The 15,135-nt window shown below is 62.0% G+C and carries 14 protein-coding genes; 5 read left to right on the top strand and 9 right to left on the bottom strand.

Features of this window, described 5'->3' with window-relative positions; translation table 11 throughout:
- Window positions 1-75: 75 nt before the first annotated feature.
- The 4 genes from ACYCCG_RS19310 to pdxH all read left to right on the top strand — a co-directional run bounded on the left by ACYCCG_RS19310 (window position 76) and on the right by pdxH (window position 5,318).
- The gene (locus ACYCCG_RS19310; protein ID WP_209967670.1) at window positions 76-2,310 is read left to right on the top strand and encodes a beta-galactosidase; all 2,235 of its coding nucleotides are present in this window, start codon (window positions 76-78) and stop codon (window positions 2,308-2,310) included.
- 133 nt (window positions 2,311-2,443) lie between these two features.
- The gene (locus tag ACYCCG_RS19305; protein WP_176685320.1) at window positions 2,444-3,589 is read left to right on the top strand and encodes a serine hydrolase; all 1,146 of its coding nucleotides are present in this window, start codon (window positions 2,444-2,446) and stop codon (window positions 3,587-3,589) included.
- Between the two features lie 99 nt (window positions 3,590-3,688).
- Entirely contained in the window at window positions 3,689-4,651 is a 963-nt protein-coding gene (locus ACYCCG_RS19300; RefSeq protein WP_176685319.1) for an OmpA family protein, read from the top strand.
- Window positions 4,652-4,670: 19 nt separating this feature from the next.
- Complete coding sequence (gene pdxH, locus ACYCCG_RS19295) at window positions 4,671-5,318, top strand: pyridoxamine 5'-phosphate oxidase (protein ID WP_176685318.1); 648 nt, start codon at window positions 4,671-4,673, stop codon at window positions 5,316-5,318.
- A gap of 39 nt (window positions 5,319-5,357) precedes the next feature.
- Here pdxH and ACYCCG_RS19290 read toward each other — a convergent pair whose 3' ends face one another.
- Window positions 5,358-5,591: a hypothetical protein gene (locus tag ACYCCG_RS19290; protein WP_176685317.1), complete on the bottom strand. Its 234-nt coding sequence runs from the start codon at window positions 5,589-5,591 to the stop codon at window positions 5,358-5,360.
- 147 nt (window positions 5,592-5,738) lie between these two features.
- Between ACYCCG_RS19290 and ACYCCG_RS19285 the strand changes: the two genes are divergently transcribed.
- Complete coding sequence (locus ACYCCG_RS19285) at window positions 5,739-6,203, top strand: outer membrane lipoprotein (RefSeq protein ID WP_009684613.1); 465 nt, start codon at window positions 5,739-5,741, stop codon at window positions 6,201-6,203.
- Between the two features lie 69 nt (window positions 6,204-6,272).
- On the opposite strand, the gene nhaA is transcribed toward ACYCCG_RS19285, so the two are convergent.
- From nhaA to ACYCCG_RS19245, 8 genes are all read right to left on the bottom strand, one after another.
- Window positions 6,273-7,448: a Na+/H+ antiporter NhaA gene (gene nhaA, locus ACYCCG_RS19280; protein WP_176685316.1), complete on the bottom strand. Its 1,176-nt coding sequence runs from the start codon at window positions 7,446-7,448 to the stop codon at window positions 6,273-6,275.
- Window positions 7,449-7,653: 205 nt separating this feature from the next.
- A complete protein-coding gene (locus ACYCCG_RS19275; protein ID WP_209967667.1) occupies window positions 7,654-9,261 on the bottom strand; it encodes an NAD(P)/FAD-dependent oxidoreductase in 1,608 nt (535 codons plus the stop codon).
- Between the two features lie 103 nt (window positions 9,262-9,364).
- Window positions 9,365-10,039: a COG3650 family protein gene (locus tag ACYCCG_RS19270; protein ID WP_084850151.1), complete on the bottom strand. Its 675-nt coding sequence runs from the start codon at window positions 10,037-10,039 to the stop codon at window positions 9,365-9,367.
- Between the two features lie 88 nt (window positions 10,040-10,127).
- Window positions 10,128-10,829: an ABC transporter ATP-binding protein gene (locus ACYCCG_RS19265; RefSeq protein WP_021785841.1), complete on the bottom strand. Its 702-nt coding sequence runs from the start codon at window positions 10,827-10,829 to the stop codon at window positions 10,128-10,130.
- Window positions 10,830-11,597, bottom strand: coding sequence for a high-affinity branched-chain amino acid ABC transporter ATP-binding protein LivG (gene livG, locus ACYCCG_RS19260; protein ID WP_021785842.1), 768 nt, complete (start codon window positions 11,595-11,597; stop codon window positions 10,830-10,832).
- Window positions 11,594-12,850 (bottom strand): high-affinity branched-chain amino acid ABC transporter permease LivM, encoded by a 1,257-nt coding sequence (locus ACYCCG_RS19255; RefSeq protein ID WP_176685314.1) that lies wholly within the window; start codon window positions 12,848-12,850, stop codon window positions 11,594-11,596. The genes livG and ACYCCG_RS19255 overlap by 4 nt, the downstream gene beginning before the upstream one ends.
- Window positions 12,847-13,770 carry a high-affinity branched-chain amino acid ABC transporter permease LivH gene (gene livH / locus ACYCCG_RS19250; RefSeq protein ID WP_008097482.1) on the bottom strand — a complete coding sequence of 308 codons (924 nt, stop codon included), beginning with the start codon at window positions 13,768-13,770 and terminating at the stop codon, window positions 12,847-12,849. Before livH ends, ACYCCG_RS19255 begins: the two co-directional genes overlap by 4 nt.
- Before the next feature lie 185 nt (window positions 13,771-13,955).
- A complete protein-coding gene (locus ACYCCG_RS19245) occupies window positions 13,956-15,071 on the bottom strand; it encodes a branched-chain amino acid ABC transporter substrate-binding protein (protein WP_176685313.1) in 1,116 nt (371 codons plus the stop codon).
- Between the last annotated feature and the right edge of the window lie 64 nt (window positions 15,072-15,135).

Raw genomic sequence — 15,135 nt, 5'->3', positions numbered from 1 at the left:
CGAGCACTTGCGCCGGCGCATTGTCCATTACTCAGTCTTGGGCCCATCAGGGCCCTGAAGGAGAGCCCTCGCCTTATGATCCGCCGTACCGTGCCCGCCGTCTTCGCCTTGTTGTGCAGTTCGCCCTTGCTGGCCGAGCAGCAAACGCTGTTCAGCTTCGTGCGCCCGGCCTCGGTGGTCAATGTGGCGACCGTGAATGCCGGCATGCCGCAGTACAACGCGGAACAAACGGCCGAGGGCGAGGTGTTGCGGCGTGTGGTGTTCAACCCGGCGCAGCAGCCCACCCTGCGCCTGAGCCCGCAGAGCGGGGTGTGGGACTGGTCCGCCGGGCAGTTCCTGACCTTGCGCCTGCAAAGTGCCATGGATTGGGCATTGACCGTGGATGTCACGGTGCAAGGCAGCGATGGCGGCACCTTGACCAGCCGTATCGACCTGCCCGCAGGCCCCGCGCAAACGGTGATGGTGCCGCTGACAGCCAGTTCGCCGCTGGACCAGGGCATGCGCGCCGGCCCGCCGATGCCGTGGACCCACGGTGGTCAGCGCCTCCTTTTGACCAGCAGTGCCGGTGCAGTCGACCTCAAGCAGGTGATCTCGGTCAGCCTGAGCATCCCCAGCCCCAAGGTGGCGCAGAGCCTGTTGATCGAGCGTGTCGGTATCCAGGATGACGACCAGGCGTACAGGGCGGCCTATCACGAGCTGATTGATGCCTATGGCCAGTCGACTCGCGGGAACTGGCCCGAGAAGGTATCCAGTGACGAGCAGCTCAAGGCGGCCGATACCCGTGAACAGCAACAGCTCAAGGGTTGGTTGGCGGAGCGCAGCAAGCAGCAGCTGGACGCTTACGGTGGCCTGGTGGGCGGGCCGGCCTTTGCAGCCAAGGGCTTCTTTCGCACTGAAAAGCGTGATGGCCGCTGGTACCTGATAACGCCGGATGGGCACCCGTTCTATTCGCTGGGGGTGAACGCCGTGGCGGCAGACGGTGGGCGTACTTATGTCGCCGGGCGCGAAGGCATGTTCAAGGCCCTGCCCGCCGAGGGCGATGCACTGGCCGGGTTCTATGGCGAAAGCAACAACGACGATGGCAATGCCTCGTCGCAGGGGCGCAATTTCAAGCAGGGGCGTTGGTTCGACTTCTACGCCGCCAACCTGCAGCGTACTTATGGCAAACCCTGTCCGCCCGCAGTGGAGGGCCAGCCAGCCAACTGCGCACTGCCGGTGCTGGATGCCGACCGCTGGCAGGCGCACGCGCTTGACCGGCTTCTGGCCTGGGGGTTCAACACCGTTGGCAACTGGAGCGAGCCGGCCCTTGGCCAGGCCAGACGCATGCCGTATACCTTGCCGCTGTCGATCGTGGGCGACTATGCCAGCATCAGCACTGGCATGGATTGGTGGGGGCGCATGCCCGACCCGTTCGACCCGCGATTTGCCATGGCCACCGAACGTGCGGTGGCCATCGCCGCTCGCGATCACCGCGACGACCCTTGGTTGATCGGCTACTTCGCGGACAACGAACTGGCCTGGGCTGCCCCCGGAAGCGATCCCCAGGCCCGTTATGGCCTGGCCTACGGTACCTTGCGCCTGACCACCGACGTGCCAGCCAAACGCGCGTTTCTCAAGCAGCTGCGCGACAAGTATCGCAACCAGGAGGGGTTGTCCAAGGCCTGGGGGATCGAACTGACCGCCTGGGAGCTAATGGAGGATCCTGGCTTCGAGGCGCCGTTGCCTAACCCGGAGCACCCGGAAATCGAGCGTGACTACCAACACTTCCAGCGGGTATTTGCCGAGACCTACTTCAAGACCATTTCCGATTCGTTGAAGTGGCATGCGCCCAATCACATGCTCCTGGGTGGTCGCTATGCGGTCAGTACACCGGAGGCGGTCAAGGCCTGTGCCGAGTTCTGCGATGTACTGAGCTTCAACTTCTATACCCTCAAGCCACAGGACGGCTACGACTTTGCCCGCCTGGCGGAGCTGGACAAGCCGGTGCTCGTGTCCGAGTTCCAGTTCGGCTCGCGTGATCGCGGGCCGTTCTGGCCGGGGCCATTGGAGCTGGCGCGGGAAGAGGATCGCGGCCCGGCCTACGCAAACTTCCTCAAGGCGGCCCTGGCGCAGCCGATGATCGTTGGCGCGCACTGGTTCCAGTACCTCGACCAACCGGCCAGCGGTCGCCTGCTCGATGGTGAGAACGGCCACCTCGGGCTGGTGGCGATTACCGACATGCCCTATCCAGGGTTTGTCGATGCCGTGCGCAAAAGTAACCTGCACACCATGAGCCAGCTGCGTGCCGAGCTGGAAAGACCGGCCCCCTGAAGTCAGGCTGGTGCAGTCATCTTACGTGGGAGTGGCTTTGTGTCGCGACCACTTGGTCCAAGCCAGTTTGCAAAACGCCCAACTACTGAAACAATGCACACCTTTTTGGATATGGTCGTACGGAGAGCAGCGGGTGCAGATCCAGGGTCACTATGAGCTGAAGTTCGAAGCCGTGCGCGAAGCCTTTGCCGCGCTGTTCGATGATCCCCAGGAGCGTGGCGCCGCGCTGTGCATCCAGGTGGGTGGCGAAACCGTCGTTGACCTGTGGGCCGGCTGTGCCGACAAGGACGGCCAGCAGGCCTGGCACAGCGATACCATCGCCAACTTGTTCTCTTGCACCAAGACCTTCGCGGCCGTTACCGCCCTGCAACTGGTCGGCGAGGGCAAGCTGGCCCTCGATACCCCGGTGGCCAACTACTGGCCCGAGTTTGCCCAGGCGGGTAAGCAGTCGATCACTTTGCGCCAGTTGCTCAGCCACCGTGCCGGCTTGCCGGCCATTCGTGAGCTGCTGCCGGCCGAAGCTTTGTATGACTGGCAGGTCATGGTCGATGCCCTGGCCGCCGAGACTCCGTGGTGGACGCCAGGCACAGAACACGGCTATGCCGCCATCACCTATGGCTGGCTGATCGGCGAGCTGATCCGCCGTGCCGACGGCCGTGGCCCTGGCGACTCGATCGTGGCCCGTACCGCCCGCCCGTTGGGGCTGGATTTCCATGTTGGCCTGGCCGACGAAGAGTTCCACCGCGTGGCGCATATTGCCCGTGGCAAGGGCAACGCTGGAGATGCCGCAGCGCAACGCTTGCTGCAGGTGACCATGCGCGAGCCTGAGGCACTGTCGACCCGCGCCTTTACCAACCCGCCCGCGATACTGACCAGCACCAACAAACCGGAATGGCGACGCATGCAGCAGCCAGCGGCCAATGGCCATGGCAACGCACGCAGCCTGGCGGGGTTCTATGCCGGTCTGCTGGACGGCAGCCTGCTTGAATCCGAACTGCTCGATGAGCTGACCCGCGAGCATAGCCTCGGCCAGGATCGTACCTTGCTCACTCAGACCCGTTTCGGCCTGGGCTGCATGCTCGACCAGCCCGATGTGGCGAATGCCACCTTTGGTCTTGGCGCCCGCGCCTTTGGCCACCCCGGTGCCGGTGGCTCGGTCGGTTTTGCCGACCCGGAGCACGATGTGGCCTTCGGTTTTGTGGTCAATACCCTAGGCCCTTATGTGCTGATGGACCCACGGGCCCAGAAACTGGTGCGCGTTCTTGCCACTTGCCTTTGATCGGGTAATGCGGGTATTGCCACACCCCTTTGACTATCCTCAATGCCAAGGCCTGAAGTCCCTGGGCAAAATATCTTTCTATTTCATGGTGTATCGCTGATGTCTTCACATAAAACCTTAGCACTCGCCCTGTGCCTGACCGCCGTTACCGGCTGCGCCAGCCACTCCCCGGATGGCTCCAAGGTAGGTGGTTCCAGCTGGTGGCCTTTCGGTTCGGAAAAGGTTGCCGAGCAGGAAGTGAAGTCAGCCGTTACTGAAACCGTGGCCAAAGCCGATGCCAAATCCGAAAGCGCCAGCCGCTGGTGGTGGCCGTTTGGCGGTGACGATGAGCAAGCCAAGGGGCCGGTGGTGCCGAAGATTGATCAGAAGGCTACCCAGGCCTGGCTGGACGAATACGAGCCCAAGCTGCGTGAAGCGATCAAGGACAGCAAGCTGGAGCTGGAGCGTCGCGACAATGTGTTGGCGGTAACCCTGCCGGTAGACAGCTCATACAATCGTGATCGCCCGAACATGCTGCTGCCCCTGTCCCTGGGCCCGATCACCCGCGTCGCCAAGACTGTCGAAGGCGACCCCAAGACTGCCGTGCTGGTGCTGGGCCATGCCGACAGCAGCGGTGCCGCCGTTGCCAACCAGAAGCTCAGCCTGGAGCGCGCCGCTTCGGTATCGGCCATCTTCCGCCTCAGCGGCCTGCAGCGTGACCGCCTGACCCTCAAGGGTATGGGCTCGATGATGCCGCGCGCTGCCAACGACAGCGCCGAGGGGCGCTCCCTGAACCGCCGCGTGGAAATGTTGCTGACCCCGCAGAACACCATGGTTGCACTCCTGGCCAAATACCAGCAGGCCGCCCCGGCACCCGCCCCGGCCTCTATGGTGGCCGTGCAGGATGCCAAGGCTGCTGGCAGCAAGCCGGTCGCCAAGGCTGCGGCGAAGAAACCTGTAGCCAAGGCCAAAACACCTGCGAAGACTGCAGCCAAGAAAAAAGCTGCGCCAGCCAAGCCTGCGGCCAAGAAAGCTGCCGTTGACAAGAAAGTAGCTGCCAACAGCCCTGCGAAGACCAACTGATCGTCAAGGAACCGCAGTCATGACCCAATCCCTGGCCGATATGCGCCGCGACTACACCCGTGATGGACTGACCGAAGCCCAGGCACCGGGGGAGCCGTTTGCCCTGTTCCACCAGTGGTTCGCCGATGCGGTGAAAACCGAGCAGGTACCGGTGGAAGCCAACGCGATGACCTTGGCCACCGTGGACGGCGAAGGTCGCCCGCATTGCCGTGTATTGCTGTTGAAGGGGCTCGACGAGCAGGGGTTCACTTTCTTCACCAACTACGACAGCGCCAAAGGCCAGCAACTGCAAGCCAACCCCTTTGCGGCCATGACCTTCTTCTGGCCGGCGCTGGAACGTCAGGTACGCATTGAAGGTCGAGTGCAGAAGGTTACGGCGCAGGAGTCGGATGCCTACTACCAGGTCCGCCCGCTGGGCAGCCGTCTGGGGGCCTGGGCCTCGCCACAGAGCCGCGTGATTGCCGGGCGTGAGGAACTGGAGGGCCTGGTAAAGGCCACTGAAGCGCGTTTCTCCGACACCCAGCCGCATTGCCCTGAGCATTGGGGGGGATACCGTTTGTTGCCCGAGCGCATCGAGTTCTGGCAGGGGCGCGCAAGCCGCCTGCATGACCGGTTGAACTATCGGCTGGTGGATGGGCAGTGGCTGCGAGAGCGGCTGGCACCCTGAGTAACTGGGGCTGCCAAGCGGCCCCAGCCATCGATCAAGTTACCCCGGATATCCCGCCGCCTCGCGCTCCAACCACCCCGGTAGTTGCTTACGCCCTACCTTCTCCTGCCGCGCCTGCGCCAACCTTTCAAGCATGAACGCGCGTTTTTCAGGATCAGCCCCTGCCAGCGACAAGGCCAGGTCACGGTCCATCCAGCGGCGCATGCGCACATACAGCCACCAGTGAAAATACAGTCCCGTAACGGTGGTGACCACGACGATGAAGTAATCCATGGCTATTCTTGGTCTCACTTGAAAGGCCTTCGACACAGCCCGGCAGGCTGTACCCCGGCTGAATGAAAACAATTTTATTACGTTTGTACCGTGACAGCCGTCAATGTGCAGCGTCTAATGAGCACCTGACTTATGGAGACTTTACCCATGCGTAAATCCGCTTTGCTGGTGGCGACCTTTACCACCATGTCGCTGCTGCTGGGGGGCTGTGCCTCGAGCCTGACCGGTGACAGCTACTCCCGTGACGAAGCCCGCCGCGTGCAAACCGTGCGTATGGGCACCATCGAATCCCTGCGTCCGGTCAAGATCGAGGGCACCAAGACCCCGATTGGCGGCGGTGCTGGTGCCATCGTGGGCGGTGTAGCCGGCAGCGCCGTGGGCGGTGGCCGTGGCAGCATCGTGGCTGCCGTGATCGGTGCCGTGGCCGGTGGCTTGGCGGGTTCCGCAGCAGAAGAAGGCCTGACTCGTACCCAAGGTGTCGAAATTACCGTTCGTGAAGATGATGGCAGCATGCGCGCCTATGTGCAGGCCGTGCAGGAGAACGAAATCTTCCGTGTTGGCGACCGAGTGCGCATCATGACTGTAGACGGTACCAGTCGCGTTTCGCACTGACCGTAGTGCAGTAATAAAAACCCCGACATGGCTGCTGCCAGTCGGGGTTTTTCTTATGCTTCAGTCAAGTCAGGCAACGCTGGTTTTGCGGCTGGCCATCGCGGTGACGGCGTAGCCGATCACTGCGGCAAAGAACGAGCCAGTCAGAATACCCATGCGGTCCATGCCCGCGTAATCACTGCTACCCGGGGCGAAGGCGAGCGAGCCTACGAACAGGCTCATGGTGAAGCCAATGCCACAGAGTATCGCCACCCCCAGTATTTGCCCCCAACCAGCACCTGCAGGCAGCGAGGCCAGGCGCAGCTTGACCGCCACCCAGGTCAGGCCGAAAACCCCCACGGTCTTGCCCAGCAACAGGCCGACCGTGATGCCCATCGGCACTGGGTGGGTGAAGCTATCTACGGTCATGCCTGTCAGTGAAACGCCGGCATTGGCGAAGGCGAAAAGTGGCAGGATGGCATAGGCCACCCAAGGGTGCAGGGCGTGTTCCAGCGCCAGCAGAGGCGACGATTCAGCATGGCGTGTACGCAGCGGAATGCAAAAGGCCAGGGCGACACCGGCCAAGGTGGCATGCACACCACTCTTGAGTACGCAGACCCACAGGATCAGGCCAACGATCATGTAGGGTCCAAGCTTGACCACGCCAAGCCGGTTCATCGCCACCAGCACCACCAGACAGGCCGCAGCCAGCAGCAGTGACACACTCGACAGGGTGCCGGAGTAGAACAGGGCGATCACAATGATTGCACCCAGGTCGTCGATGATCGCCAGGGTCATCAGGAACAACTTCAGTGACACCGGTACGCGCTTGCCGAGCAGGGCCAGGACACCGAGGGCGAAGGCGATGTCGGTGGCGGTAGGGATTGCCCAGCCGGCCACGGCTGCGGGGTTGTCACGGTTGATGAACCAGTAGATCAGCGCTGGCACCACCATGCCGCCCACGGCTGCGGTGGCAGGCAGGATCACTTGTGAGGGCTTGGATAGGTGGCCGTCGACCACCTCGCGTTTGACTTCCAGGCCGATGAGCAGGAAGAACAGGGCCATCAGGCCGTCGTTGATCCACAGCAGCAATGGCTTGGCGATGTTCAGCGCGCCGATCTGGACGGCGACGGGTACGTCGAGCAAGCCGCTGTACAGGTAGGACAGTGGCGAGTTGTTGATGACCAGGGCCAGAACGGCGGCAGCGATCAGCAGCAGGCCGCTGGCGGCTTCCAGTTGGAAGAAACGGGTAAGCAGGCTACGCACGGGCTATAGGCCCTCCATGAGCAGTTTACGAAGGGTACGGGCGTACACCCTAGCCTGTGACGATGTTCCTTAAAACAAAAACCATATTCGTTTTTGTTATATGTTGTTGCCAGCAGGCCTTGGGGAAATCCGCCCCTGCGGGGAGACCACTGTTCCGTGCAGGAGCGGGGTCACCCGCGAAGAGGCCCTGTCATTCGATAAAGAATCAGATGCCGAGCATATCCCGCGCCACCGCCTCGGCGATGCGAATGCCATCCACACCGGCTGACAGGATCCCGCCCGCATACCCGGCCCCTTCACCCGCCGGGAACAGCCCCTTGAGGTTCAGGCTCTGGTAATCCTCACCCCGGGTAATCCGCAGTGGCGACGAGGTGCGCGTCTCGATCCCGGTCAACACCGCATCATGCAGGTTATAGCCCTTGATCTGTCGGTCGAACGCTGGCAGTGCCTCACGGATCGCCTCGATGGCGAAGTCCGGCAGGCTTGGCGCCAGGTCGCCCAAGGTCACGCCCGGCTTGTAGGACGGCTCGACGCTGCCCAGAGCGGTGGAGGGGCGGCCGGCGACAAAGTCGCCCACCAGTTGCGCTGGGGCCTGGTAGTTGCTACCGCCCATTACATAGGCGTGCGCCTCCAGGCGCTCCTGCAGTTCGATACCGGCCAGCGGGCCACCCGGGTAGTCGCGCTCGGGATCGATGCCGACGACGATGCCGGAGTTGGCGTTGCGCTCGTTACGCGAATACTGGCTCATGCCGTTGGTGACGACTCGGCCTGGCTCGCTGGTGGCCGCGACCACGGTGCCACCCGGACACATGCAGAAGCTGTATACCGAGCGGCCGTTGCTGGCGTGGTAAACCAGCTTGTAGTCGGCGGCACCCAGTTTCGGGTGGCCGGCGTACTTACCCAGGCGCGCCTTGTCGATCAGCGTTTGCGGGTGCTCGATACGGAAGCCCACCGAGAACGGCTTGGCTTCCATGTAGACACCTTTGGCGTGCAACATGCGGAAGGTGTCACGGGCGCTGTGGCCCAGGGCCAATACCACATGGCGAGAGTGCAGTTGTTCGCCGCTTTCAAGCACGACACCGGTCAGTTGGCCATCTTCGATCAACAGGTCGGTGACCTTCTCCTGGAAGCGCACTTCGGCTCCCAGGGCGATCATGTCCTGGCGCATCTGTTCGACCATGCCGGTGAGGCGGAAGGTGCCGATGTGCGGCTTGTTGATGTACAGGATTTCGTCCGGCGCACCGGCCTTGACGAATTCTTCCAGCACTTTACGGCCGTGGTGTTGCGGGTCCTTGATCTGGCTGTAGAGCTTGCCGTCGGAGAAGGTGCCGGCGCCGCCTTCACCGAACTGCACGTTGGACTCAGGGTTGAGTACGCTTTTACGCCACAGACCCCAGGTGTCCTTGGTGCGCTGGCGAACTTCCTTGCCGCGTTCGAGGATGATCGGCTTGAAGCCCATCTGTGCCAGCAACAGGCCGGCAAAGATGCCGCAAGGGCCGAAACCGACTACGATCGGGCGCTCCTGCAGGCCTGCCGGGGCCTGGCCGACGAACTTGTAGGTGACATCTGGCGCAGGGCCGATGTTGCGATCATCAGCGAACTTGCTGAGCAGCTCGGCCTCGTTGCTGGCTTCCAGGTCGATGGTGTAGATGAACAGCAGTTCGCTGTTCTTCTTGCGCGCATCGTAGCTGCGCTTGAACAGGTTGAAGCTGAGCAGTTGCTCGTCGCGGATGCCCAGGCGCTGGACGATGGCTTCGCGCAACGCTTCGTCAGGATGGTCCAGGGGCAGCTTCAGTTCGGTGATTCGTAGCATGGCAGGGTCCAGTATCCCGGCCATGGGCGGCCGGCGGCTTTACACAAACCGCCAAGTATAAGCTGTTCGCTGCCCCTACTGGCAGGATAAAAACGCCCGGTGATCAGTTGTCGCGTGCGCCGCCGTAGTAAGCACAACCCTGCAAGGTCTTGCCGTCGATGCGCAGTTCGGCGCGCAGGTGGTGGATGGCGCCAGTGGCGATATCTGCACAGCGCTGCGGAGCGACCCACAGTTCCACGTGCTGGCCGTTGGCTTCGCTGGTCAGGGTCAAGCCACCACCGGGTACTTCTTCTTCCAGGAACGGCAAGGGCAGGGGGGGCTGGCCGATTCGCTCGATGACCATGCCCTTGCCGCTGGCTTTGATGTCCCAGTCCGGTTCATGACCGTTGGCGCGCAGGGTCAGCTGCTTGAAGTTGGGGTCGTCGCAAGCGCGGGTGGAGGGTTCCAGGCGGTACAGGCGGCTGACCTCCAGCTGGCCGTCGTTGTCGGCCTGCTTGGCGCCAGTGAGGCGACCGCGCACGTCGGCGAACAACTTGGCGTTGGCGTCCTTGGCCAGGTTGGCGGCCTCCGGCAGGATGCCGGTGCCGGCGACGTCATTGATCACGAAGCGGCGTGCCTCGCTGCAGGGCTTGAACAACAGGCGGCCGCCATTGGCGCTCAGTTCGCCCTGCATGCGCGTGGTGCCGATGTTCGGGTCACGGGGCTGCTCAGCCAGTAACTGGCAGCCAGCGAACAGGGGCAGCAGGGCACTGAGCAGCAGGGTAGGGGTGAGGCGCATGGGGCGGGCTCCGGGGAATCTTTGCCAAAGAGCTGGCCACGATACACGTCCTGCAGGCAGAAAAAAGGGCCCGAAGGCCCTTTTTCATTCAACCCCCCAGGTACGCGTCGCGCACTTTCGGGTCGGTCAACAGTGCTTCCCCCGTACCCTGCATCACCACCCGACCGTTTTCCAGCACATAAGCCCGGTCAGCGATCTTCAGCGCCTGGTTGGCGTTCTGCTCCACCAGGAACACCGTCACGCCATCGCGGCGCAGCTGTTCGATGATGTCGAAGATCTGCTGGATGATGATCGGTGCCAGGCCCAGCGAGGGCTCGTCGAGCAGCAGCAGCTTGGGCTTGCTCATCAGTGCCCGGCCAATGGCGAGCATTTGCTGCTCGCCGCCGGACATGGTGCCGCCACGCTGCATGTAGCGCTCCTTCAGGCGCGGGAACAGTTGCAACACCTTGTCCAGTTGCTCCTGATAGTCGCCCTTGTCGGTGAAGAAACCACCCATTGCCAGGTTTTCCTCGACGGTCAGGCGGGCGAACACGCGGCGGCCTTCCGGCACGACGGCGATGCTTTTGCGCATGATGTGCGAGGACGGCTGGCCGACCAGTTCTTCACCCAGGTACTTGATGCTGCCACTGTGCGCCTGCGGCGAGCCGCACAGGGTCATGAGCAAGGTCGACTTGCCGGCACCGTTGGCGCCGATCAGGGTGACGATTTCGCCTTGGTTGATCTCCACGTTGACGCTGTGCAGCGCCTGGATCTTGCCATAGAAGGTGGAAACGTTTTCAAACTTCAGCATTTACGCTTCCCCCAGGTAGGCTTTGATCACATCAGGGTTATCGCGGATCTCTTCCGGCGTGCCGTGGGCCAGGGGGGTGCCCTGGTTGATGACCACGATATGGTCGGAGATGCTCATCACCAGCTTCATGTCGTGCTCGATCAGCAGCACGGTGACGCTGTGCGACTCACGCAAGTAGGCGATCAGGGCCTTGAGGTCTTCGGTTTCTTTCGGGTTCAGGCCTGCGGCTGGTTCGTCCAGCATGATGATGCGTGGCTGGGTCATCATGCAGCGGGCGATTTCCAAGCGGCGCTGCTGGCCGTAGGCAAGGGTGCCGGCGGTGCGGTTGGCGAACTCGGTGAGGTTGACCTTCTCCAGCCAGTACTGCGCACGCTCCAGGGCTTCCTTCTCGCTGCGGCGGAAACCCGGGGTCTTGAACAGGCCAGCGAAGAAGTTGGTGTTGAGGTGGCGGTGCTGGGCGATAAGCAGGTTTTCCAGCGCGGTCATTTCCTTGAACAGGCGCACGTTCTGGAAGGTTCGCACCACGCCCTTGCGCGCAATCTGGTGGCCGGCCAGGCCCTGGATCGGCTGGCCATCGAGCAGGATGGTGCCGCCGCTGGGCTTGTAAAAGCCGGTCAGGCAGTTGAACACGGTGGTCTTGCCGGCGCCGTTCGGGCCGATCAGCGCCACTACCTGTTTCTCCTTGACGGTCAGGCCCACACCGTTGACCGCCAACAAGCCGCCAAAGCGCATGCTCAGGCCGCTGACTTGCAGAATTTCGCGGCTCATCGGGGCAGCTCCATCTGTGGACGTTGCATAGGCAGCAAGCCTTGCGGACGCCAGATCATCATCAACACCATCAGCGCACCGAACATCAGCATCCGGTATTCGCTGAACTCACGCATCAGCTCAGGCAGCAGGATCATCACGATGGCCGCGAGAATCACGCCCAGTTGTGAGCCCATGCCGCCAAGCACGACGATGGCGAGGATGATCGCCGACTCGATGAAGGTGAACGACTCCGGCGTCACCAAGCCTTGGCGCGCGGCGAAGAAGCTGCCGGCGAAACCGGCGAAGCAGGCACCCAGGGTGAATGCCGAGAGCTTGATCACGGTCGGGTTCAGGCCCAGTGCACGGCAGGCGATCTCATCTTCACGCAGTGCTTCCCAGGCACGACCGATCGGCATGCGCAGCAGGCGGTTGATCACGAACAAAGCCAGCAGGGCCAGCAGCAGGGCCACCAGGTACAGGAAGATGACCTTGTTGATCGAGTTGTATTGCAGCCCGAAGAACTCGTGGAAAGTCTGCATGCCCTCGGCTGCACGGCGTTCGAAAGTCAAGCCGAAGAGCTCCGGCTTGGGGATGTTGCTGATGCCGTTGGGGCCACCGGTCCAGTCGGTGAGGTTACGCAGGAACAGGCGGATGATCTCGCCGAAGCCGAGTGTCACGATCGCCAGGTAGTCACCGCGCAGGCGCAGCACCGGGAAGCCGAGCAGGAAGCCGAATGTGGCAGCCATCAGGCCGGCAATCGGCAGGCACACCCAGAAGCTCCAGCCCAGGTAGTGCGAGAGCATGGCATAGCTGTAGGCACCGACGGCATAGAAACCCACGTAGCCGAGGTCGAGCAGGCCTGCCAGGCCGACCACGATGTTCAGGCCCAGGCCCAGCAGCACGTAGATCAGGATCAGCGTAGCGATGTCGACCGCACCGCGAGAGCCGAAGAACGGCCATACCAGTGCCATCACGATCAACCCGATGATGACATAGCGCTGGGTCTTGGGCAGGGTGAGGTAGTTGCTGACTGCCGGGGGGATCAGCTTGCGATCCGAACGGCGGCCCATCACCGAACTCCACTGCTTGTCGAACAGCACGCGCAGGAACATCAGCACCGAACACACGGCGATGATGCTGATGGTGAACGAGCCCTGACTGTGCACGACCAGGCTGATGCCGTCGATGCTCAGTTTCAGGCCCAGCACCGGGAAGGCCACGGCCCAGACCAGCAAGGCGCTGAAGAACGCCTGTTTGAGATTTCTGTTCATACTTTTTCAACCTCCGGGCGGCCCAGGATGCCGGTCGGCCGGAACAGCAGGACAAGAACCAACAAGCCGAATGCCACCACGTCCTTGTACTGGTCACCGAATATGTCGGCGCCAAATGCTTCGGCTACACCCAGCACCAGCCCACCGAGCATGGCGCCCGGAATGCTGCCGATGCCCCCCAGTACCGCTGCGGTGAAGGCTTTCAGGCCCACCAGGAAGCCGGCGTTGGGGTTGATCACCCCGTACTGCATGCTCAGCAGTACGGCCGCCACGGCCGCCAGGGCGGCACCGATGACGAAGGTGAGGGCGATGATGTTGTTGGTGTTGATGCCCAGCAGGTTGGCCATCTTGATGTCCTCGGCACAGGCGCGGCAGGCGCGGCCCAGGCGGGAACGAGAGATGAACAGGGTGAGCAGTGTCATGGCCACCAGGGTGACGACGAACACCAGGATCTGCATGTAGCTGATCAGTACTTCTTCAGCACCGCCTGGCCCGAAGGAGAAACTCCCGGGGATCAGGTTGGGGATGGATTTATCCTTGGAGTCCTGCGAAAGCAAGACCGTGTTCTGCAGGAAAATCGACATACCGATGGCGGAAATCAGCGGGATCAGACGGTTGCTGTTGCGCAGGGGGCGGTAGGCAACTCGTTCGATGCTGTAGCCATAGGCACTGGTGACGAAGATCGTCGCGACGAAGGCGACGGTCATCAGGATCGGCAGCGAATGGATACCCATCATGGCCAGACCCGCCAGGGCGATGAAGGCCACGTAGGAACCGATCATGTACACCTCGCCGTGGGCGAAGTTGATCATGCCAATGATGCCGTACACCATCGTGTAGCCGATGGCGATCAAGGCATAGGTGCTGCCGATGGTCAATCCATTAACCAGTTGTTGGAAGAAATGGTAGATCTCAGGCATTACAGCGCTCCTAAAAACCTGATTTGCATTTCACTGGCAGGGGTACGGCCAGGAAACCGCGGATGACGGTTTTAAGATTTTCAGGTGAGCCCGCCCCCGGATCGCGGGGATCGGGCCCATGAACCTCATAAAACGAAGCCCACTGCTCGCACAGTGGGCTCGTAGGTCAGCTATTAGTCACGCAGTTACTGAGGGGAGACTTCAGTCTTCGGCTTGCCGAAGTGCCATTCGTAGACCACGAACTTGAAGTCTTTCAGGTCGCCTTTCTTGTCGAACGACAGGTCGCCGGTCGGGGTCTTGAAGGTACCTTCGTGGATGGCCTTGGCCACCTTCTCGGTATCATCGGAGCCGGCTTTCTTGATGCCTTGAGCGATCAGTTCGACGGCCGAGTAGGCAGGGAATACGAACGGGCCACTCGGGTCCTTGCCATCAGCCTTGATGGCGTCGACGATCTTCTTGTTCTCCGGGTCTGCGTCGAACGACTTCGGCAGGGTGACCAGCAGGCCTTCGGAAGCGCCCTGGGCAATCTGCGAAATGGAGTCGTTACCCACGCCTTCCGGACCCATGAACTTGGCTTTCAGGCCTTTTTCCTGAGCCTGGCGCAGGATCAGACCCAGCTCTGGGTGGTAGCCGCCGTAGTAGACGAAGTCGACATTGTTCTGCTTGAGCTTCTGGATGATCGAGGAGAAGTCCTTGTCACCAGCGTTCAGACCTTCGAATACGGCAACCTTGGTGCCTTTGCTTTCCAGGGTCTGCTTGACGGCGGTGGCGATGCCTTCACCGTACTGCTGCTTGTCGTGCAGGACGGCAACGACCTTCGGCTTGACGTGGTCGGCGATGTAGTTGCCGGCTGCCGGGCCCTGGGCGCTGTCCAGGCCGATGGTGCGGAAGATCAGCTGGTAACCACGGGCGGTGATTTCCGGGCTGGTGGCGGCGGGGGTGATCATGATCACGCCTTCGTCTTCGTAGATGTCGGACGCAGGTTGGGTGGAGCTGGAGCACAGGTGGCCGACGACGAACTTGACGCCATCGTTGACCACTTTGTTGGCGACTGCCACGGCCTGTTTAGGGTCGCACGCGTCGTCGTATTCCTTGGCTTCGAGCATCTTGCCATCGACGCCGCCCGCGGCGTTGATATCCTTGATGGCTTGCTTGGCGCCGATGAACTGCATGTCGCCGTACTGGGTCACAGGACCCGTCTTGGGACCGGCGATGCCGATCTTGATGGTATCGGCGGCAAACGAATGGCTGGCTACCCCGGCCAGAACCATTGCGGCGAACAGCTTGGAAATCTTGATCATAGTGCTCCACTCATTCTGTTGTAATTCTTATAGTCCTGGCGGCCAGGGCTACAGACCGGGCGGG

Source organism: Pseudomonas sp. VEM90 (assembly GCF_054611535.1).
This window is presented reverse-complemented; position numbering and strand designations above follow the sequence as displayed.

Excerpts from the sequence above, each read along its gene's own strand:
- ACYCCG_RS19310 (WP_209967670.1), top strand. The coding sequence starts at position 76 with ATGATCCGCCGTACCGTGCCCGCCGTCTTCGCCTTGTTGTGCAGTTCG.
- ACYCCG_RS19300 (WP_176685319.1), top strand. The coding sequence starts at position 3,689 with ATGTCTTCACATAAAACCTTAGCACTCGCCCTGTGCCTGACCGCCGTT.
- pdxH (WP_176685318.1), top strand. The coding sequence starts at position 4,671 with ATGACCCAATCCCTGGCCGATATGCGCCGCGACTACACCCGTGATGGA.
- ACYCCG_RS19290 (WP_176685317.1), bottom strand. The coding sequence starts at position 5,591 with ATGGATTACTTCATCGTCGTGGTCACCACCGTTACGGGACTGTATTTT.
- ACYCCG_RS19285 (WP_009684613.1), top strand. The coding sequence starts at position 5,739 with ATGCGTAAATCCGCTTTGCTGGTGGCGACCTTTACCACCATGTCGCTG.
- ACYCCG_RS19275 (WP_209967667.1), bottom strand. The coding sequence starts at position 9,261 with ATGCTACGAATCACCGAACTGAAGCTGCCCCTGGACCATCCTGACGAA.
- ACYCCG_RS19270 (WP_084850151.1), bottom strand. The coding sequence starts at position 10,039 with ATGCGCCTCACCCCTACCCTGCTGCTCAGTGCCCTGCTGCCCCTGTTC.
- ACYCCG_RS19265 (WP_021785841.1), bottom strand. The coding sequence starts at position 10,829 with ATGCTGAAGTTTGAAAACGTTTCCACCTTCTATGGCAAGATCCAGGCG.
- livG (WP_021785842.1), bottom strand. The coding sequence starts at position 11,597 with ATGAGCCGCGAAATTCTGCAAGTCAGCGGCCTGAGCATGCGCTTTGGC.
- ACYCCG_RS19255 (WP_176685314.1), bottom strand. The coding sequence starts at position 12,850 with ATGAACAGAAATCTCAAACAGGCGTTCTTCAGCGCCTTGCTGGTCTGG.
- livH (WP_008097482.1), bottom strand. The coding sequence starts at position 13,770 with ATGCCTGAGATCTACCATTTCTTCCAACAACTGGTTAATGGATTGACC.
- ACYCCG_RS19245 (WP_176685313.1), bottom strand. The coding sequence starts at position 15,071 with ATGATCAAGATTTCCAAGCTGTTCGCCGCAATGGTTCTGGCCGGGGTA.